This window comes from Bacteroides sp. CAG:633 (assembly GCF_000435115.1).
GTDB lineage: Bacteria > Bacteroidota > Bacteroidia > Bacteroidales > Bacteroidaceae > Bacteroides > Bacteroides ndongoniae.
The window spans coordinates 1-19,749 of record NZ_FR883064.1; the positions used below are offsets into that span (position 1 = coordinate 1).

The window sequence follows — 19,749 nt, forward strand, 5'->3', positions numbered from 1 at the left end:
CATCATGAGGAAGCGTTCGTTCTCGTGGGTGAAGCGGTCGATGAGTTTCTGGTAGTCCTCGCTTTCGTAGTCGGTGCGTTCGGCCAGCTCGCGGTTCATGCGGTCGATGTCGGCCTGCATCTCGAAGATGTGTTCAAAAGCCAGCTCGGCTTCCTGCATCACGGTTCGCGAGTCGCTCAGCACCATGACCTGCGGCAGATAGCCGATGGTACAGTCGCGGGGAACGGCTACCACGCCTTCCGTGGGCTGCTGCAGTCCGGCCAGTATCTTGAGCATGGTGGACTTGCCGGCTCCGTTCTTACCGACCAGCGCGATGCGGTCTTTCTTATTGATGACGTAGGACACGTCCTCGAACAGCGGCGTGGCGTTGAATTCTACTTTCAGTCCTTCTACAGATATCATAAAGTCAATAATCTTAAGTTGATACGTTTTTCAGCCTGCAAGCCGGAGCCTCGCAAGGGGGCACGGACCTGCAAACGGCAAAACCCTATAAAACCGGACAGTTACATCGCGGTTTGCAAGGGCACAAAGGTAGTGATTATTTGCACAACTTCCGCATCACTTTCCTGCAACGATTCAAATCTTTTTCGCCGACGGGCTTCTGCCGCACCCCTCCCCGCTCGATGCGGCGGTAGATGTGGAAGCCGCTCCACTTCAGGATGGCTTTCAGGGCGCGTATGGTGCCGCTGGTCTGGTGGAACAGGATGTTGAAGGGGAAAGCGGTGGTACTGGTGGATACCAGTACGGCGTCCTTGCCGGCGTGCAGCGGGCGTGGAAGTCCGGTGCCGCTTTGCTCTATCAGGCCATAAACCATGCGGTCGAACAGTACTTTCAGGGTGCCGGGCATGTTGCCCCAATAGCAGGGAGCGCCGATGACGAGCACCTGACATTCGCCCAGCAGACGCACCACGCATTGGGCGTCATCTTCGGGCAAGGTGCAACGCTGGGCAGTACGGCAGGTCATGCAGCCCGTACAGGGACGCACCTTCAGGTCGGCGACACGCAGGTTCACCACCCGGGCTCCGCACGCCAGGGCTTCTTCCTCCATGGCCTGCAACATGCGCGCGATGCCTCCGTTGGGACGGGGGCTGGCATTCAGGATAAGTATGTTCATAGTGCTTCCGTTTTTAAGCCTTCGTTCCCACGAATAAATATCCGGAGAATATCCGCAAATATACATATTATTTCGGACAAACGACCCGATGGGCGGAAGAAAAGGAGAAACGGGCCAACTATCATTCTGACACTTTGCACACCCAAGTCCGCGAGAATCGCGTATTTGCGGCCGGAAGGACGGGCAGCCGATTTTTTCAAAGCGTACACGCACTATTCGTCTATCAGCCAAACAGATAGCGAAATACTTACAACCAAAACAGACGAAAAAAGCGCCCGAATGCCCCGCCGAAAGCTTTGTTCCTCCCTATAACATACCTTCCGGCCGAGCCGCACAAGCATTGTTGCCGAGCCACACAAGCGTTGTTCGGCAACCGGACAAGCACGGAGCGCGTTCCGCACAAGCGTTTCAGACGGCAAAAAGATGCAATTCCGGCATCCGCAGCGTATATTCATGCGGTTTTAGCGCCGTTTTATGCAGTTCCGGCATCTGTTTCGAGGAATTCAGCGGGAGGGCATGTTACAGAAAAAGGCGTTTCCGGCTCTTTTTGTAAGCAGAAACGCCTTAATTGAAACACAAAGGCAAATGCAGTCTTCCGCCGCCCTGCGCCCGTCACTCGTCGGGCTGCGAGCGGAAACGAGCAAAATACTCCTTCAGCTGTCCGAAATACAAACTATCCGGCATCTCCCAATGGGTCTGAAGAACAACCTTATTGTCCTTATCCAACAGACAATAGTCCGAAGCCCCCATCTTATCTGTCGGAATATCCAACTGCTTGTGCAGAAGTTTACAAGTAAACTTAATCGGATTATACAGATCGATCATTTTAATTTTCCGCTTTTGGTTAATCAGGTAGATTGTTTCTGAAAACCCATTTCTTTTCAGATACTCTGCTACTTCTCCATAGCCTTGCGCGCAAATAGGAAACAAAGCGACATCCGAATTGCCTTTCAACACCTCCAACAGTTTCGGAAAACGTTCGACAGACGGACGACAGTAATCACATAAAACGTAAATCAGTTTATAAGGCTTGTCGGAAGTAGTAATGACAGACTTCAAAGAATCGTTGTCGACTATCCGAACCTGCGAGTAAGAGACTCCGCCAAGCACCATGAGAATCAATAAAAGAAAGACTTTCTTCATAGCGTGATACTTTTAATCTTTACATTGTAAATGTACAATTCAAACATGCCCTGTGTTATTTGCAATAAACATCTTTAATCAAATTAATTTATTTTAAACATCATGCCACGAAAAAACAACTAACTTTACAGAAACAGAAATACCGATAGTCATGAAGAAGTTGATATACGCTTGCCTGTTAGGATGCTGCTTAGCCCTCTCTGCCTGCCATTCTGCAAAGAGTACCAGCACAACCAACCCTTACCTAACACATTACCTTTCTTCCGACTCAACGGTCGCCGGAAACGGAAAGGTAGTATCCTCCAAAGTGGACGACTTGAACAAGGAGCGGTTGCACGAGAAAGTAGACCCGGAGGGAGAAGAATCGTGGGCGGACATTCTGCGGAACATCTTAATATATTATCAGGTAGGGCGTTAACATTCCATTTACTTCAGTTCCAAACATGCGCCCGTCACTCGTCGGGCAACGAACGGAAACGGCGGTAGGTGTTCTTCACCTCGCGCGCCACATTCTTCCAACTGGGCATCTCCTTCAGTTGGCGCCGCACCGGCATGTCGTAGAGCAGGAACAACAGCAGCAACAGGATGCAGCCGTAGAGCACCCACCCGTATATCTGGCGGATGCTGACTTCCATCATTTGCGAGACGAACGTCTCCATATATTCACCCAGCGGGAAGGGCGAACGGCTGAACGACACGCGGTCGATGGCGCTGCCGTAGCGGGCCATGTTGTCCGTCATGTAGTAGGAAAGGGCACGTCCGTAAAGAGCCGAACCCAGCACGCCGCCCACCACCATGTGGAGCATGTTGAAAACGCTGAGCGCCTGGAAGAAGTGCTGGAAGGTCATAATCTCCTCCAGGCAAACCATAAACGTGGCACTCAGTATGGCGTAGCCGAAGCCGCGGCACATCGTCGGCAGATAGAGCTGCGACAGGTGTATCTCGCCCGAGAACAGGAAATAATAACCTGCCAGGTAGCACACCAGCGCCATGACACCCACGATAAGGAGCCGCAGGTAGTTGAAGCGGCGCACGTGCATCCACCAGTAGGCAAACAGACAGCCCGCCAGAATGCCAGCCAGCGCCAACCAGTCCAACTGAACGCTGACGGTCTCGGCATAGTGCATCACCCCTTCGTAGAAACTTTCCTCCAGCACACGCTCCGTAGCCAGAATCATTTCGACCACCGTAATCAGTGCCAGAATGGGTAACAGATAGCGGTAGGTCCACATCTTGGGCTCCAGGAAAGGATGACGGATGGCCAACATGCGCTTGACGCTGACGTAAGCCGTCAGCATGATGGTGCACGTCAGCGTACAGATGACGGGGCTGTTCCACCAGTCGTAGAACTCGCCGTAGTCGAACAGGTAGGCAATCTGCAACAGCAGGGCCGCCCACAGCAGCGCGCCCGTCCAGTCGATGCCCAGCAGGGGTAGTTTCTTCATGAAGCGGAAGTGGCGCACGCAGGTAGCCAGTATCAGCAGGTCGATCAACATCAGAGCGGCGATGAACAGGTGCATGCACGTCCAGTGATAGTGGTGCAGCAGCCAGGTAGTCATCAGGTCGGACAGCTGCATGCTGCCTAGGATAATGATGTGCAGCAGGGGAAAGAAGACGGTGAAGTCGCGCTTGGGCGTCATCCACAGCTGTATGTTCGACATGGCTTCGAAAGTACCCTGAATCTTGCAGATGCCTTCGATGAAGCACACCGCCCACAGCAGGGGCAGGAAGGTGATGTAGGGCGCCACCAGGTTGCACACCAGCGCACCCAGCGCGGCGGCCGTGAGCAGCGTCTTGTTGGTGAAGCAGAACTTCATGCGGAACAGCAGCGGGAAGTAAATGGCCATGCCAGCCAGATTAGAGTAAAGGCACATCAGCAGGTCTTCGCGCATCAGTGACATGCCACCCTCCATCTGGTTGAGTGCGCCTAAATAAAGCCCGCCGGAAAGCTGGAAGGTAACGGCGAAGAATACATAAATCCACGGCTGCATCTTGCGCGGTACAAACTCGCGGAACATGGGCATCGTGAACGGCCCGTTAAGAATCGGTGCTCCCATAGCCTGCTCAATATTTCACCTCACACTCCAGATTGAACCCGGCACGCAGTCGTTGCAGGTCTTCGGGACGATTGCCCTGCAGGCTGATGCGCACGGGGACACGCTGCTCTACCTTGACGAAGTTGCCTGTAGCGTTGTCCTGGGGAATGAGCGAGAAGGCAGCTCCCGTAGCGTCGGAGATGGACTCTACCGTACCTTTGTAAACAATGCCCGGCACGGCGTCGGCCGTAATCTCTACCTCGGCTCCCTCGTGGATGTTGGGCAACTGTGTCTCGCGGTAGTTGGCCACTACCCACAAGTCGGTGCCGTCCACGATGTCCACCAGCGTCTGTCCCGGCTGAACCAACTGGCCTTCGTGGATGTCCTTACGGCCGGTCACGCCGTCGCAGGTGGCCAGCACAACGGTATACGACAGATTCAGGCGTGCCAGCTCTACAGCCGCTTCGGCCAGGCGGACACCCGCTTCGTTCTGATCCAGACGGTGGGTCTGTTCATCCTTTACCAGCGAAGTAGAGCGGCGGGCACGGAGTACCTGGTCGTAGCGTGCCTTGGCGGCATCGTAAGCGGTGCGCACGTTGTCGTATTGCTGACGGGTGACGGCATCCTCGCCCAGCAGTTTCTCGTAACGGGTCAGTTCGCGGCGGGCATTCTCCATCTGCACGCGGGCCTCCTCGATGCCTGCATCGCTCACACTCAGGTTGTTCTGTGTGGTGGCAATGCCTGCCGTAGTGGCCTTGCTGCCTGCCAGCGCATTGGCAAGGTCGGCCTCGGCCTGTGCCAGACGCAGGCGGAACTCAGTATCTTCGATGATGACCAGCGTGTCGCCCTTGTGTACGGGTTGGAACTCCTCAAAGCAGATGCGCTTGATGAAACCCTGTACGCGGGTATTCACGGGGGTGATGTGCTGCTTCACCTGTGCGTTGTCGGTATATTCTACACGGCCCAGGTGCAGGAAGCGCGAGCAGACGTAAACCAGTCCTGCCACGAGGCAGCCGATAATGACGATGTTGTATATCAGTTTCTTTGCAGTTCTTGTAATCATGACTTTAAGTATTATGGTTTGTTGAATATATGGAATAAGAAAGGTTAGAGTGTATGCGTGATGTAGCGCATCTTATAATAATTGTAGACAACGTTGATGCGCACGTTCACCAGCGCCAGGTCGGCACTGAGCTTCATGTTGCCGGCATCGAGCATGTCGGTCAGCAGGGCCAGGTCGTTGTCGTAGCGGTTACTGGTCACGCGGTAGTTCTCGTCGGCCAGCTGTACGCTCTTCTCCTGCGTGTGCAGGTCGGTGAAGGAAGTCAGGAAGTTCACGTAGCCTGCCTGTACGGCATTCTCTACCTGCTCGGCTGCCAGTTCGTGTTCTTCCTGCGCCTTGCGGGCGTTCAGGCGTGCCTGCTTCAGCTTCTTGTTGTTCTTGAAGAGTGAGGATATATTGTACTTCACGCCCACGCCTACGTAACAGTAGTTGAAGTTGTTGTCCAGCACAGGCACTTCGATGGTGATGGGGCCGTCCAGATGCTCGGCTGCTACCAGCGCCACTTTGGGCAGCAGCTCCGAACGCTCCAGCTTCACTTTCTGCTTGCCCATCTCGACCGAAAGGCCACTCTGTTGCAAGGCCAGGTTGCTTTGCAGGGCCATCTGTTGCCAGTCGCTTTCGGCCAGCGCGGGCACGTCGGACGAGAGCAACGTAGTGTCGGGGATAATCTCGGTGCCGGCCGGCAGATGCAGGGTGGTCACCAGCTGATGGTTCATAATGCGGCGGGCGTCTTCCACTTGCGCCAGCTGCAGCTTCAGCGTTTCGCGTTGCAGCTCGTAGCGGGTGATATCGTTCTTCAGGGCGGTTCCCTGGTTGCGGCGTGCCTCCATGTTGCGGATTACCTGTTCGGCCAGTTCCAGGTTCTTCTGCAAAACCTGACGCTGATTGCCCAGCTTATAGATGTTCAGGTAGTAGCCTATCAGCAGGAAACGGATTTCCTGACGGTTCTTCTGTGCGTCCAGTCCTGCCATCTGCTGGCCCAGTTCGGCCAGGGCAATGCTGCTGTTCACCGCACCACCGGCGTAAATCACCTGTTGCGCCTCAAGAGCGAAGTTGTTGCCGAAGTGGGGCATCGGAATGTTGGTGCCGTTGCTGAAGTCGCGGTCCCACAAGCGGCCGTCGCCCAGGTAGCTGACCGACAGACTGGCGGAGACATCGGGCAGACGCTGTGCCTTGGCGGCCTGCAGCGCTTGGTCGGCAGCCTCGCGGGCCGTGGAATAGGTTTGAATACTCTTGCTGTTTTCGTCGGCCAGGCGGAACATCTCATCGACGCTCAACAGGCGGCCCGACGAAGCGGATTGGGCGTAAAGGCCCGGACTGCACAGCACTGCCACACACAGTGCCATGAGTCCTTTTCTGTAACTCATAAACATGTAATAATTGAAGTTAAGGGTTACGGTTGTACGGACAAGGCACCGGTCCTCCTGCCGGCACACGACGACACGACCTGTCGCCGGACAGTCCGCAAAACCTGAATAAGAAATTGAAATCGGATGGGAAATGCTTCCGCCCGTCGGACGGAAGAAACAGGTATTAAATCAGAGCAGCCACACCCCAGGCATGGAAGTCGTGTATCTTGTTCTGATAACGGATGGCGATGTGGTAAAAACGTATTTTCATTCTGACTTTCTTTTTCCTGCTGATTTGCGGGTGCAAAGGTACAAAATCAGACACATAAGTTGTAACCTTTATAGGCCCAACTTATAACATTGTTTAACAAAACAGACACGAATCCAGTCAACGGAAAATAATATTGGTGATGACCTGTGCACCGACGTGGCGGTTCAGGTTGCGCACCAGCAGGTCGCGCCCCATCATCAGCTCCTGCCGCAGGGCGGCCGAGGTGAGGTGAACGTAAAGCACCTGATTCTTTATATAAAGATCGCGCGTGTACGAAGCAATGGTCGGCCCCAGCACTTCGGGCCACGCGTTGATGAGCCGCCGTTCGTTGAGCGGCGACTCCAGGCACTCCTGACGCAGGTAATGCTGTATCAGCTTGCCTATCTGTTCGGCATCGTTCCGTTTCATGCATCGTCCTCCTCCATTTCCGACACTTCGCCCCGCTCTACGCGGAACATCTTGTAGTCGCTGCCCACCTTATGCAAAATGCGGTCGAGGTGTTCGCGGTTGGTATCGGTGATAAATATCTGCCCGAAGCTGTCGCCCGCCACGAGCTTGATGATCTGTTCCACGCGCGAAGCGTCAAGCTTGTCGAAGATGTCGTCAAGCAACAGCAACGGTACGGTCGAGCCTGTCCGCTTCAGGAAGTCAAACTGTGCCAGCTTCAGTGCCACTAAGTAAGTTTTGTTCTGCCCCTGCGAGCCCTCGCGCTTGATGGGGAAGTCGCCCAGCAGCATGTTCAGTTCGTCCTTGTGCACCCCGCGCAGCGAATAGCCCATGATGCGGTCGCGCTCGCGGCTGGCCTTCAGCACTTCGAGCAGCGAGGCGTCGCGTGCGTGCGAATCGTAGGTCAGCCCTACCCGCTCCTTGTCCTGCGAAATGAACGAATAGAAGTTCTGGAAAATGGGAATAAACTCGCGGATAAACTCTTCGCGCTTTCTGAATACCACTTCGCCCGTCTGTGCCATCATCTCCTCCCAAACCAGTAGCAGTTCGTCCTCGACGGGTGTTTCGCTTTTCAGCAGGACGTTGCGCTGAGCCAATGCCTTGTTGTAGCGTATCAGGGCTTCGAGATACTCCTTGTCGTACTGCGAAATGACCACATCCATAAAGCGGCGGCGTTCGTCGCTTCCCCCGGCAATCAGATCCGAATCGGCAGGTGACACCATCACCAGCGGCAGAAAGCCGATGTGGTCGGACAGGCGGGTATACTCCTTCTTGTTGCGCTTGAACTGCTTCTTCTGACGGCGCTTCATGCCGCAGTATATCTCCTCCGGACTTCCATCGGCTGCTTCGTAGAACCCCTGAATGACGAAAAAGTCGGCATCGTGGCGGATGTTCTGCGAATCGATGGGGTTGCCCGCACTCTTACAGAACGACAGGTAATAGACAGCATCCAGCAGGTTGGTCTTGCCCATGCCGTTCTGTCCGAAAAAGCAGTTCAGCTTGGGCGAAAAAGACAGCTCTACCTGCTCCAGATTCTTATAGTTGAGTATCGATATGCGCTTAAGTATCATGTAAATCTATCGCTAAGTTGACGTACAAAGATAGGCCTTCTTGCGGAAAAGCGGGCCGAAAATAAAGGTTTTCAGCAGCAAAACAAAAAAAGATGCCGCTAAATTTCGCCGATAACTATAAAAAACTTACTTTTGCGGGTCGAATTCCCTACATAAGAATAATAACAAAAAGTATATATCAAAAATGGCAGAACAAAAAAAGACCAACGAAGCCCTGAACGTGGAAGATGCGTTGACACAGTCAGAGGCATTCCTCATCAAAAACAAGAAAGCAATTATCGGTGCCGTGCTGGCAATCGTCATCATCGTGGCCGGAGTAGTGATGTACAAGAATCTGTATGCACAACCTCGTGAAGAGAAAGCACAGGCTGCCCTGTTCAAAGGACAGGAATATTTCGAAGCCGACAAGTACGAACAAGCCCTCAACGGCGACAGCATCGGTTACAAAGGCTTCCTGAAAGTGGCCGAAGAATACAGCGGAACTGACGCTGCCAACCTGGCCAAGGCTTATGCAGGACTTTGCTACGCTCACCTGGGCAAATACGAAGAAGCTCTGAAAGCACTCGACAGCTTCAGCGGCAACGACCAGTTGGTAGCTCCCGCCATGAAAGGTGCTATGGGTAACTGCTACGCTCAGCTGGGTCAGCTGGACAAAGCCGTATCGCTGTTGCTGCAAGCAGCCGAAGAGGCCAACAGCAACGCCATCAGCCCCATCTATCTGCAACAGGCCGGAGAAATCCTGGTGAAGCAAGGCAAGTACGATGATGCCATCAACGCTTACACCACTATTAAGGAAAAATACTTCCGTTCTTACCAATCCATGAACATCGATAAGTACATCGAGCAAGCCAAGTTCATGAAGAAGTAATTGCGCGAAGCATATATACCTTATATATAAGAAATACCGAAAGCACGGAATACATGGAAAAAACACGGAAAGGAGAAGTCCCCGTGGTATCCGTGTAATCCGTGCTTTCGCTTTATACAAACCGCCTTAAACCAAACTCAAAACCATAACATTTTAACACCTATGGCAACAGCTTACCACAATCTTTCCGACTACGACTTCAACTCAGTACCCAATGCCGAGAAAATGAAATTCGGCATCGTCGTTTCCGAGTGGAACTACAACATCACGGGTGCACTGCTCGAAGGTGCCGTGAAAACTCTGAAAAAACACGGAGCTAAAGAAGAAAACATCCTCATCAAAACCGTTCCGGGCAGTTTCGAACTGACTTTCGGAGCCAGCCAGCTGATCGAATATAGCGAAGTGGACGCAGTTATTGCATTGGGCTGCGTAGTTCGCGGAGATACGCCACATTTTGACTATGTTTGCATGGGAGCCACCCAAGGCATAGCACAATTGAACGCAAGTGGCGATGTACCAGTGATTTACGGCCTGATTACGACCAATACAATGGAGCAAGCCGAGGACCGCGCCGGAGGAAAATTAGGCAATAAAGGCGACGAATGTGCAATTACTGCAATAAAAATGATAGATTTCGCTTGGAGTTTACAAAAATAGTCGTATCTTTGCATCGCAATTGAGAAACAAAGGTGCTTCACCCGAGTAGCTCGAAAGCCAAGGGGCAAATACCAGAGTGGCCAAATGGGGCAGACTGTAAATCTGCTGGCTTACGCCTTCGGTGGTTCGAATCCATCTTTGCCCACATAAATTTGCGGAAGTAGCTCAGTTGATAGAGCATTAGCCTTCCAAGCTGAGGGTCGCGGGTTTGAGTCCCGTCTTCCGCTCTTAAGAGAATCAGATAGTTATCGTAAGATTTCTATCTGATTTTTCTTTTCTGGCTATTCCAATCCCCCACCATCGCTGAATGATACAAGTACGGCTCGCGAGAGACACTTGTGTGGCTCACGAGCCACACTTGCATTGCTCGCGAGCCGTGCAAGTGTCCCACAAATGAATGACAAGTGTCCTACAAAGGCGGTAAAAACGGGGTAAAAAAAGAAGGCGAAGAAAGAAATCCGTACCAGCCCGAACATAGGAAAGAAAATTACCATATCTTTGCCGCAAAATGCTTCTGCTATCTATCTGACGAATTCATATGAAAGCAACTGAAACCAGCCCACTCCGGCAGAATATGCTGCGGGAAATGAAAGACTATCTGATGATCGCTTTGGGCATGATCATGTACGGCATCGGCTGGACCGTATTCCTGCTACCCAACGACATCACTACCGGAGGCGTGCCGGGCATCGCGTCCATCGTCTATTTCGCCACCGGTTTTCCGGTGCAGTACACTTACTTCGGCATCAACGTGCTGCTGTTGCTGCTGGCCATACGGATACTGGGATGGAAGTTCAGCATCAAGACCATCTTTGCCGTGTTCACTCTGACTTTTTTCCTGTCCGTCATCCAGAAACTGACCGAGGGACTGGTGCTGCTCGACGACCAGCCCTTCATGGCCTGCGTCATCGGTGCCTCGTTCTGCGGAGGCGGCATCGGCATCGCCTTTTCGGCAAACGGCAGCACGGGCGGAACGGATATCATCGCCGCCATCATCAACAAGTACCGCGACATCACGCTGGGGCGCGTCATGCTGATCTGCGACCTCATCATCATTTCGTCCAGCTACTTCGTGCTGCAGGACTGGGAAAAGGTGGTTTACGGATACGTCACCCTCTACATCTGCAGCTTTGTGCTCGACCAGGTGGTCAACAGTGCCCGCCAGTCGGTGCAGTTCTTCATCATCAGCGACAAGTACGAAGAGATAGGACACCACATCAATAAATATCCGCACCGCGGCGTGACGGTGATTCACGCTTCGGGCTTCTACACGGGTCACGAGGTGAAGATGCTGTTCGTACTGGCCAAGAAGAGCGAGTCGCCCATTATCTTCCGACTGATCAAGGACATCGACCCCAAGGCATTCGTATCGCAGAGTGCCGTCATCGGAGTCTATGGCGAAGGGTTCGACAAGATTAAGGTAAAGTAACGAATTTCCCCTCTTTCCAGGTATAAACCACAGGGCGGCGGACAAAAGGTTTCAACCGGTCCGCCGCTTCTTTTTCCATATAGTCGGGGGTACAGAAGGTAAAGGTCAGCGCGGCATCGGTGGGCGAAAGCGAAGCCTTCAGGAAGAGAATGTCGGCCTGGCGGCGGGCATTCTGATAGTCGTAGATGTCGGCCGAGTCGGGGGCGGCTTCGATGAAGTCGTCCGTCACGGGCAGGGCGGGCAGAAAACGGTCAGCGGGCAACTCCTTCCAGTCGGTGGTGTAGAAGCGGATGTGGCTGTCGCACGCCGGGGTGCAAACGGTAGAGACGGTGCACACCACTTTGGTGCTATCGGTCAGCGGCAACAGCTTCATCTCCCAGGTGCTCTGGGGCGTCATGCGGATGTGGATGTAGTCGGGCGTCAGCGCGGTCATCTCCGACTTTCCGTCGAAGCGGTTGGTCACTTCGGCCTTCATTTTGCTTTCCAGAAAGTCGATGAAGTCGGCACGGTTCACCGACGTCAGCAGCAGATTCAGCGAGTCGGGCATGGCCTTGAAGACGTCTTTCGCCAGCTGTGCACGCAGCGACAGGGGCAGCACCAGCAGGCATATAGCGAATAATATCAATCGGTTCATAACGGTTAATCAATAGTTGACAATTAATAATTCATAGTTGATGGAGGAAGACATTCTCCATTCTTAGTTCTTCATTCTTAATTCTTCATTCCCCTCCTATTTGCTCCCCAAATATAAGAAGAACATTCCGATCAGCACCAAAATCAGGTCGATAGCCTTGCTTTTTAAATTCTTTTCACGGAAGAACAGGGCTCCGAACAAGAACGACACCACCACGCTTCCCCTGCGCACCATCGACACGATGGATATCATCGAATCTTCGTAACTCAAGGCATAGAAGTAAGCAAAGTCGGCCGCACAAAGGAACAGCGAAATGAAGACAATGGTCCACTTCCAGCGGAACGGCGTACTCGACTTACGCTTGGGGTACCACAGCAGCAGAATGACGGGGCACATGATGAACACCTGATAGACATTGTACCACGACTGCACCAGCATCGGGTTGAGGCGGATCATCAGATACTTGTCGTACAGGCCGCTGATGGCTCCCGTCACCGCAGCCAGCACGATGAAGAAGATCCACTTGTTGTGACTGAAGTCGATGCCCTCCTTCTTGCCCGAACGGCTCAGCATGAAAAACGAAGCCACGGCCAGCAACACACCCGCCCACTGATACAGGTTGAGCCGCTCGCCGAAGAACAGCATGGCACCCACGAGCACCATCACCGGACGCGTGGCATTGATGGGTCCCACGATGGTGAGCGGCAAGTGCTTCATGCCGAAGTAACCGAACACCCACGACGAGAGGACGATGAACGACTTTACAACGATATACTTATGCGTTTCCCATCCTGCCACGGGCATCTCGAACATCGTGCCCCGCAGCACTTCGGGCGCCGCAAACGACAGCACGATAAAAGGCAGGAAAACCAGGCTCGAAAACAATGTATTCAGAAACAGGACGGGCAACACGGCGTTGTCGCGCAACGACTGCTTCTTGAAGGCATCGTAAAAGCCCAGCAGCGCAGCCGAAAGAAAAGCAAGCAATAACCACATAATAAAAAAACGAATTAACAGACGTAAGTCTTACATATATAATAAGGAAAGGAGCCTCATCGCTCCTCTTCCTCCAAGAACAGTTCCTCGGGATAGGCCACGTCGACCAGGAACAATGCGTTGCCGGGTACGGAAGTCCCCGCACGGCAACGGTCCTTCTGCTCGATGACCCGGCAGAAACCCTCGACCGACAGTTTGCCGCGGCCCACTTCGAGCAGTGTGCCCACAATGGCCCGCACCATGTTGCGCAGGAAGCGGTCGGCACGGATGGTAAACACCCAGGTCACCTCGTCCAGTTGTGTCCACTCGGCGTGCATGATGCGGCAGTTGTTGGTCTTCACGTCGGTATGCAGCTTGCTGAAGCTGGTAAAGTCGGTATAGTCGAACAGCCGGCGCGCCGCTTCGTTCATCCGGTCGAAGTCGGGCTGTTGGAACAGTCGGCAACGGTATTGCCGGTCGAACGGCACCTTGGCCGTGGTGACGTAATACTTGTACATGCGTGCCGTGGCATCGAAGCGTGCATGCGCATCGGGCTTCACCGCCCGCAGGCGATAGACCGAAATGTCGGGCGGCAGCAGACGGTTCAGCTTGTCGGTCATGAAGGCCGTGTCCAGGGGCTGCTCACTGTCGAAGTGAGCCACCATCAGCGAGGCATGCACCCCGGCATCCGTACGCCCGGCTCCCGTCACCTCCACCTCGCGGCGCAGCAACGTCGAGAGCGCCTTCATCAGACACTCCTGCACACTTGCTCCGTTGGGTTGTATCTGCCAGCCGTGATAGGCCGTTCCGTCGTAAGCCAAATAGATGAAATATCGTTGCACAGTTCTTCCTTTTTTTATTTTAGGGGATTCAAAAGAAAAGGACACCGGTCCGCAAGCCGCCGGCCACCCGCAGGCATTCGTCCCGCATCCGGCCATCGGTCAGCCCGTCCCTGCATTTTGGGTGCAAAGATAATGCAGTTTCTGCGGATTAAAGTATCTTTGCCGTGACTTTTGCAAAGACTTGCATATAAATTCACAAAAACAAAGCAATGAAAAAGAACAGATTCACACATTATCTCCCCCTCGTGCTGCTGGCAGCCGCAGTGGCGTCGTCCACCCTTGGTAGCTGCAAAAAGAAAGACATGTCCCTCAAACTGAATGAACCGCGCAACATCAAGGGCGTCGTCAGCTACAAGCGTTCCTTCGGCGACCTCAACGCCAAGCACCTCGAAGCGGCCCGCGCCATCGGCATCGCCCCCTTAGGCTCGCGTCAGGAAGCCGAAGCCCTGAAGGAGAAGCTTCGCCACATCCGGAGCAACGACCTCTACGCCGTCGATTCGCTCACACACTCCATCCCCTACCTCGTGCCCGGCGCAGCCGACCTGCTGGACAGCATCGGAAGCAATTTCCTCGATTCCCTCACCTCGAAGGGGCTGAATCCCAATAAAGTCATCGTCACCTCCGTCCTCCGTACCCAGGACGATGTGAAGCGCCTGCGCCGCCGCAACACTAACGCTTCGAGCAATTCCGCCCACTCCTACGGCACTACGTTCGACATCAGTTGGAAACGTTTCGAAAAAGTAGAAGACGAAGATGGCCGCCCCTTGCAGGACGTCAGCGCCGACACACTGAAACTAGTACTGTCCGAAGTGCTGAGAGACCTGAAACAAAATGGCGAGTGCTACGTCAAATACGAACTGAAGCAAGGCTGCTTCCACATTACTTCGAGAAAATGAATAAAGAAGCATCGTTTTTGCATAAATAATCTTCTTTTCGGCAAAAACAGAATAAAAAATCATTGTTTTTGCATATTCTTTCCAAAATAATCCCTACTTTTGCAGCGTTGAAAGAATAATTATACAGAAAGATGAAGAAAAAAGCCAATCGGTTAGATGCTATCAAGATGATTATTTCGAGCAAGGAAGTCGGCTCGCAGGACGAGCTGTTGCAAGCCTTGGGAGAAGAAGGATTCGAACTGACGCAGGCGACCCTCTCGCGCGACCTGAAGCAACTGAAAGTAGCCAAAGCTGCCAACATCAACGGACGGTACGTGTACGTGTTGCCCAACGACATCATGTACAAGCGCAACAACGATCAGAGTCCCAGCGAAATGCTGATGTACAGCGGATTCGTATCGCTTCAGTTCTCGGCCAACATTGCCGTCATCCGCACCCGCCCGGGCTATGCCAGCAGCATGGCTTACGACATTGACAACCGCGAGTACGAAGGCATACTGGGCACCATAGCAGGCGACGACACCATCATGCTTGTGCTGCACGAACACACCTCGCACGAGGAAGTACGCCAGTTCCTGTCCAGCATCATACCGAACATCCAATAAAAGAACGCCGGCAAGCACCCCCGAAAAGAAGCATTCGTCAACGAGCGTCCCCAACGGGCCACACCCGCCAACGAAAAACGCCAAGGGCCGATGCCGACACACACAGAAGTAAACGATATAAAAGAACAAAAGAAATAAACTGATCAAGAGAGAAATGGATTCGAAACAAATTGAAGTCATGGTGGCCGACGCTTCACACGAAGTCTACGTCGACAAGATTTTGGATACCATACGCGAAGCAGCTAAAGTACGCGGCACCGGCATCGCCGAACGCACACACGAATATGTAGCAACCAAGATGAAGGAAGGAAAAGCCATCATTGCCCTGTGTGGCGACGACTTTGCCGGCTTCACCTACATCGAAAGCTGGGGAAACAAGCAGTATGTAGCTACCTCCGGTCTGATTGTACACCCCAAGTACCGCGGACTGGGACTGGCCAAACGCATCAAGCAGGCCTCCTTCCAGCTGGCACGCCTCCGATGGCCCTGGGCCAAGATATTCAGTCTGACCAGCGGCGCCGCCGTTATGAAGATGAACACCGAGCTGGGTTACGTGCCCGTCACCTTCAACGAACTGACCGACGATGAAGCCTTCTGGAAAGGTTGCGAGGGATGTATCAATCACGACATACTGGTGGCTAAGAACCGCAAGTTCTGCATCTGCACCGCCATGCTCTACGACCCCGCGCTGCACGAAGAAGACAGAATCTGACATAAATAAAGAATGAAAAATGAAGAATGAAGAATTTTCAGATTCAGGACGCAGGATTCATTCGACAGAGAAACAACAAATAAAGCAAAAACAGCGATGAAGAAAAGGGAAAGAAGAGCGACAAAGCCATTCTTCATTCTTAATTCTTCATTCTTAATACAATAGTTATGGAAGCAAAGAAGAAAAAAGTAGTTGTCGCATTCAGCGGCGGGTTGGATACTTCGTTCACCGTGATGTATCTGGCCAAGGAAAAAGGATACGAAGTATATGCTGCCTGCGCCAACACCGGCGGATTCAGTGCCGAGCAACTGAAAACCAACGAGGAGAACGCCTACAAGCTGGGCGCCGTGAAATACGTGACACTGGACGTCACCCGCGAATACTACGAAAAGAGTCTGAAATACATGGTTTACGGCAACGTGCTGCGTAACGGCACCTACCCCATCTCCGTCAGCTCGGAGCGTATCTTCCAGGCATTGGCCATTGCTCGCTATGCCAACGAAATCGGTGCTGATGCCATCGCCCACGGTTCGACCGGAGCCGGCAACGACCAGGTACGTTTCGACATGACTTTCCTTGTCATGGCACCGGGTGTGGAAATCATCACCCTGACCCGCGACATGGCTCTGAGCCGCCAGGAAGAGATTGACTACCTGAACAAGCATGGCTTTGCCGCCGACTTTGCCAAACTGAAATACTCGTACAACGTCGGCATCTGGGGAACCAGTATTTGCGGCGGTGAAATACTCGACTCTGCCCAGGGATTGCCGGAGAGCGCTTACCTGAAGCACTGCACCAAAGAGGGCACCGAGCAACTGCGCCTCACCTTCGAGAAGGGCGAACTGAAAGCCGTGAACGACGAACGCTTCGACGACCCCATCAAGGCTATTCAGAAAGTAGAGGAAATCGGAGCTGCTTATGGCATCGGCCGCGACATGCACGTGGGCGACACCATTATCGGCATCAAGGGCCGTGTAGGTTTCGAAGCTGCTGCCCCCATGCTGATTATCGGCGCACACCGCTTCCTGGAGAAATACACCCTGAGCAAGTGGCAACAGTACTGGAAGGATCAGGTAGCCAACTGGTATGGCATGTTCCTGCACGAAAGCCAGTATCTGGAACCCGTAATGCGCGACATCGAAGCCATGCTGACCGAAAGCCAACGCAACGTGAACGGTACCGCCATCCTCGAACTTCGTCCGCTGGGCTTCCACACCGTAGGCGTAGAGAGCAAGGACGACCTGGTGAAGAACAAATTCGGCGAATATGGCGAAATGCAGAAGGGATGGACGGCCGAGGATGCCAAGGGCTTCATCAAGGTTTCGTCGACTCCGCTGCGCGCCTACTATGCTACGCACAAGGACGAGTTGAACAACATCTGACAAGCGTATGAGCACGGACAAAAAACTACGACGCCCACGCAACGGCCGCATGATCGCAGGCGTGTGCGCCGGTCTGGCCGAGTTCTTCGGTCTTGACGTTTCACTGGTACGCATCGTCTATACGTTGGCTACGATATTCAGCGCCTTTTCCGGCGTCATCATTTATTTCCTGATGGTACTGATTGTGCCCGAAGAGGAAAACCGTTATTTTAGACAGTAAAAACACAGATTATTTATGATTAAAGTAGGAATTATCGGCGGGGCCGGCTACACGGCAGGCGAACTGATCCGTCTGCTGCTGAACCACCCGGAGGCGGAAATCGTCTTCATCAACAGTGCGAGCAACGCCGGAAACAAAATAACCGACGTACACGAAGGTCTGTACGGCGAGACCGACCTGACCTTCACCGACCAGTTGCCGTTAGACGAGATTGACGTGCTCTTCTTCTGCACCGCCCACGGCGACACGCGCAAGTTCATGGAAAGCCACAACGTCCCCGAGGACTTGAAAATCATCGACCTCTCGATGGACTACCGCCTGAAGAGCGACGACCACGACTTCATCTACGGTCTGCCCGAACTGAACCGTCGCGCCACGTGCACGGCCAAGCATGTAGCCAATCCGGGCTGCTTTGCCACCTGCATCCAGCTGGCTCTGCTGCCGCTGGCCAAGAACCTGATGCTGAACGACGACATCATGGTGAACGCCATCACGGGCAGCACCGGAGCGGGCGTGAAGCCGGGTGCCACGAGTCACTTCAGCTGGCGGAACAACAACATCAGCGTCTATAAGGCTTTCGAACACCAACACGTGCCCGAAATCAAGCAGTCGCTACGCCAGCTTCAGAACAGCTTCGACTCGGAGATCGACTTCATCCCCTACCGCGGCGACTTCCCGCGCGGCATCTTCGCCACCTGTGTGGTGAAAACCAAGGTTGCCTTAGAAGAAATCCGCCGCATGTACGAGGAATACTACGCCAAGGACTCCTTCACGCACATCGTGGACAAGAACATCGACCTGAAGCAGGTGGTGAACACCAACAAGTGCCTCATCCATCTGGAGAAGCACGGCGACAAACTGCTCATCATCTCGTGCATCGACAACCTGCTGAAGGGTGCCAGCGGCCAGGCCGTTCACAACATGAACCTGATGTTCAACCTCGAAGAGACGGTGGGACTGAGGCTGAAGCCGAGTGCTTTTTAATGAAGAATGAAGAACGAAGAATGAAGAATGAAGAATTCACGCAACAGAAAAGACTCGTTGCTGCATGCCAAAAGCTATGCATTTGCATTGCGGGTGATTGGCATGAACAGGTACTTGAGAGAAGAGGTACAAGAGTTCGTGCTGAGTAAACAAGTTCTTCGTTCGGGTACGGCCATCGGCGCACTGATTCGTGAATCAGAGTTTGCCCAAAGCCAAGCCGACTTCATTAATAAACTGAGCGTAGCGCTGAAGGAAGCAAATGAAACCGATTACTGGCTCAATTTGCTTCACGACTCACAATACATAAACGACTATTCGTTCGAAAGCATGGAAAACGACTGCGGCGAACTCATCGCCCTGCTTGTTTCCTCCATCCGAACGGTAAAAAATAACCTGAAGAAGAATGAAGAATAAACTCAGGAACACATCGGGAAAATTCTTCATTCTTCATTCTTAATTCTTCATTTAAACATGAAACTTTTCGACGTATACCCCCTCTTTGACATCAACATCGTCAAAGGAAAAGGCTGCCACGTGTGGGACGAGAACGGTACGGAGTATCTCGACCTGTATGGTGGCCATGCAGTCATCTCCATCGGCCACGCGCATCCGCATTATGTGGAGATGATCAGCCAGCAGGTGGCCACACTGGGATTCTATTCCAATTCCGTCATCAACAAACTGCAGCAGCAGGTGGCCGAACGATTAGGCAAGGCCAGCGGTTACGAGGACTATTCGCTGTTCCTCATCAACAGCGGCGCCGAGGCCAACGAAAATGCACTGAAGCTGGCTTCGTTCTACAACGGACGCACGCGCGTCGTGTCGTGCGCCAAGGCTTTCCACGGACGTACATCGCTGGCTGTGGAGGTGACGAACAATCCGAAAATCATCGCTCCCATCAACGACTGCGGACACGTCACCTACGTGCCCCTGAACGATACCGCCACGATGGTGGCCGAGATTGACAAAGGCGATGTCTGCGCCGTCATCATCGAAGGCATTCAGGGCGTGGGAGGCATCCAGCTGCCCACCGACGAGTTTATGCACGCCGT

24 protein-coding genes and 2 tRNA genes are annotated in these 19,749 nt (G+C 53.2%); 14 read left to right on the forward strand and 12 right to left on the reverse strand.

All coding sequences use genetic code 11. The features are described from left to right. The 3 genes from QVP67_RS07635 to QVP67_RS07645 form a co-directional block, all read right to left on the reverse strand. Nucleotides 1-402, reverse strand: a 402-nt coding sequence (locus tag QVP67_RS07635; protein WP_288180012.1) for an ATP-binding cassette domain-containing protein, incomplete at its 3' end; no start/stop codon positions are given. 136 nt (nucleotides 403-538) lie between these two features. Further along, the gene (locus tag QVP67_RS07640; RefSeq protein ID WP_022162983.1) at nucleotides 539-1,114 is read right to left on the reverse strand and encodes a flavodoxin family protein; all 576 of its coding nucleotides are present in this window, start codon (nucleotides 1,112-1,114) and stop codon (nucleotides 539-541) included. Nucleotides 1,115-1,726: 612 nt separating this feature from the next. Next, nucleotides 1,727-2,257 (reverse strand): hypothetical protein, encoded by a 531-nt coding sequence (locus QVP67_RS07645; RefSeq protein ID WP_022162984.1) that lies wholly within the window; start codon nucleotides 2,255-2,257, stop codon nucleotides 1,727-1,729. A 151-nt stretch (nucleotides 2,258-2,408) separates the two neighbouring features. On the opposite strand from QVP67_RS07645, the gene QVP67_RS07650 reads away from it, so the two are divergent. Then, on the forward strand, nucleotides 2,409-2,675 hold the full coding sequence (locus QVP67_RS07650) for a hypothetical protein (RefSeq protein WP_022162985.1): 267 nt from the start codon (nucleotides 2,409-2,411) through the stop codon (nucleotides 2,673-2,675). Nucleotides 2,676-2,709: 34 nt separating this feature from the next. On the opposite strand, the gene QVP67_RS07655 is transcribed toward QVP67_RS07650, so the two are convergent. The 6 genes from QVP67_RS07655 to recF all read right to left on the reverse strand — a co-directional run bounded on the left by QVP67_RS07655 (nucleotide 2,710) and on the right by recF (nucleotide 8,493). Next, nucleotides 2,710-4,314, reverse strand: coding sequence for a hypothetical protein (locus QVP67_RS07655; RefSeq protein WP_288180013.1), 1,605 nt, complete (start codon nucleotides 4,312-4,314; stop codon nucleotides 2,710-2,712). A 7-nt stretch (nucleotides 4,315-4,321) separates the two neighbouring features. Continuing rightward, on the reverse strand, nucleotides 4,322-5,356 hold the full coding sequence (locus QVP67_RS07660) for an HlyD family secretion protein (RefSeq protein ID WP_022162987.1): 1,035 nt from the start codon (nucleotides 5,354-5,356) through the stop codon (nucleotides 4,322-4,324). A 44-nt stretch (nucleotides 5,357-5,400) separates the two neighbouring features. After that, a complete protein-coding gene (locus QVP67_RS07665) occupies nucleotides 5,401-6,723 on the reverse strand; it encodes a TolC family protein (protein WP_288180014.1) in 1,323 nt (440 codons plus the stop codon). A 166-nt stretch (nucleotides 6,724-6,889) separates the two neighbouring features. Beyond that, nucleotides 6,890-7,030 carry a hypothetical protein gene (locus tag QVP67_RS07670; RefSeq protein WP_162841927.1) on the reverse strand — a complete coding sequence of 47 codons (141 nt, stop codon included), beginning with the start codon at nucleotides 7,028-7,030 and terminating at the stop codon, nucleotides 6,890-6,892. 63 nt (nucleotides 7,031-7,093) lie between these two features. Then, entirely contained in the window at nucleotides 7,094-7,384 is a 291-nt protein-coding gene (locus tag QVP67_RS07675; RefSeq protein ID WP_022162989.1) for a DUF721 domain-containing protein, read from the reverse strand. Then, nucleotides 7,381-8,493: a DNA replication/repair protein RecF gene (gene recF / locus QVP67_RS07680; RefSeq protein WP_022162990.1), complete on the reverse strand. Its 1,113-nt coding sequence runs from the start codon at nucleotides 8,491-8,493 to the stop codon at nucleotides 7,381-7,383. Before recF ends, QVP67_RS07675 begins: the two co-directional genes overlap by 4 nt. 184 nt (nucleotides 8,494-8,677) lie before the next feature. Between recF and QVP67_RS07685 the strand changes: the two genes are divergently transcribed. The 5 genes from QVP67_RS07685 (at nucleotide 8,678) to QVP67_RS07705 (ending at nucleotide 11,447) form a co-directional block, all read left to right on the forward strand. Continuing rightward, nucleotides 8,678-9,361, forward strand: a complete 684-nt coding sequence (locus QVP67_RS07685; RefSeq protein WP_022162991.1) for a tetratricopeptide repeat protein — start codon at nucleotides 8,678-8,680, stop codon at nucleotides 9,359-9,361. Nucleotides 9,362-9,523: 162 nt separating this feature from the next. Beyond that, nucleotides 9,524-10,018, forward strand: coding sequence for a 6,7-dimethyl-8-ribityllumazine synthase (gene ribH / locus QVP67_RS07690; RefSeq protein ID WP_022162992.1), 495 nt, complete (start codon nucleotides 9,524-9,526; stop codon nucleotides 10,016-10,018). 62 nt (nucleotides 10,019-10,080) lie between these two features. Beyond that, nucleotides 10,081-10,163, forward strand: a tRNA-Tyr gene (locus QVP67_RS07695). A gap of 9 nt (nucleotides 10,164-10,172) precedes the next feature. Then, a tRNA-Gly gene (locus QVP67_RS07700) sits at nucleotides 10,173-10,245 on the forward strand. A gap of 311 nt (nucleotides 10,246-10,556) precedes the next feature. Beyond that, nucleotides 10,557-11,447, forward strand: a complete 891-nt coding sequence (locus QVP67_RS07705; protein ID WP_022162993.1) for a YitT family protein — start codon at nucleotides 10,557-10,559, stop codon at nucleotides 11,445-11,447. Here the strand turns inward: QVP67_RS07705 and QVP67_RS07710 are convergent. The 3 genes from QVP67_RS07710 to truA all read right to left on the reverse strand — a co-directional run bounded on the left by QVP67_RS07710 (nucleotide 11,434) and on the right by truA (nucleotide 13,898). Next, on the reverse strand, nucleotides 11,434-12,081 hold the full coding sequence (locus tag QVP67_RS07710) for a DUF3256 family protein (RefSeq protein ID WP_022162994.1): 648 nt from the start codon (nucleotides 12,079-12,081) through the stop codon (nucleotides 11,434-11,436). The genes QVP67_RS07705 and QVP67_RS07710 overlap by 14 nt on opposite strands. A gap of 96 nt (nucleotides 12,082-12,177) precedes the next feature. Continuing rightward, the gene (locus QVP67_RS07715; RefSeq protein ID WP_022162995.1) at nucleotides 12,178-13,077 is read right to left on the reverse strand and encodes a DMT family transporter; all 900 of its coding nucleotides are present in this window, start codon (nucleotides 13,075-13,077) and stop codon (nucleotides 12,178-12,180) included. Nucleotides 13,078-13,133: 56 nt separating this feature from the next. Further along, a complete protein-coding gene (gene truA, locus QVP67_RS07720; RefSeq protein ID WP_022162996.1) occupies nucleotides 13,134-13,898 on the reverse strand; it encodes a tRNA pseudouridine(38-40) synthase TruA in 765 nt (254 codons plus the stop codon). Between the two features lie 209 nt (nucleotides 13,899-14,107). Here truA and QVP67_RS07725 point away from each other — a divergent pair, with 209 nt between their 5' ends. From QVP67_RS07725 to QVP67_RS07760, 8 genes are all read left to right on the forward strand, one after another. Then, nucleotides 14,108-14,794, forward strand: a complete 687-nt coding sequence (locus QVP67_RS07725) for a DUF5715 family protein (protein WP_022162997.1) — start codon at nucleotides 14,108-14,110, stop codon at nucleotides 14,792-14,794. Between the two features lie 131 nt (nucleotides 14,795-14,925). After that, the gene (locus QVP67_RS07730) at nucleotides 14,926-15,399 is read left to right on the forward strand and encodes an arginine repressor (protein ID WP_022162998.1); all 474 of its coding nucleotides are present in this window, start codon (nucleotides 14,926-14,928) and stop codon (nucleotides 15,397-15,399) included. 154 nt (nucleotides 15,400-15,553) lie between these two features. Continuing rightward, nucleotides 15,554-16,111, forward strand: a complete 558-nt coding sequence (locus QVP67_RS07735) for a GNAT family N-acetyltransferase (protein WP_022162999.1) — start codon at nucleotides 15,554-15,556, stop codon at nucleotides 16,109-16,111. Between the two features lie 167 nt (nucleotides 16,112-16,278). Further along, entirely contained in the window at nucleotides 16,279-17,493 is a 1,215-nt protein-coding gene (locus QVP67_RS07740; protein ID WP_022163000.1) for an argininosuccinate synthase, read from the forward strand. Nucleotides 17,494-17,500: 7 nt separating this feature from the next. Further along, nucleotides 17,501-17,713, forward strand: coding sequence for a PspC domain-containing protein (locus QVP67_RS07745; protein ID WP_022163001.1), 213 nt, complete (start codon nucleotides 17,501-17,503; stop codon nucleotides 17,711-17,713). Between the two features lie 15 nt (nucleotides 17,714-17,728). Beyond that, complete coding sequence (gene argC, locus QVP67_RS07750; protein WP_022163002.1) at nucleotides 17,729-18,697, forward strand: N-acetyl-gamma-glutamyl-phosphate reductase; 969 nt, start codon at nucleotides 17,729-17,731, stop codon at nucleotides 18,695-18,697. Between the two features lie 27 nt (nucleotides 18,698-18,724). Continuing rightward, entirely contained in the window at nucleotides 18,725-19,111 is a 387-nt protein-coding gene (locus tag QVP67_RS07755; protein ID WP_022163003.1) for a four helix bundle protein, read from the forward strand. A 57-nt stretch (nucleotides 19,112-19,168) separates the two neighbouring features. Beyond that, nucleotides 19,169-19,749: aspartate aminotransferase family protein (locus tag QVP67_RS07760; protein ID WP_288180015.1), on the forward strand; the 581-nt coding region annotated here is incomplete at its 3' end.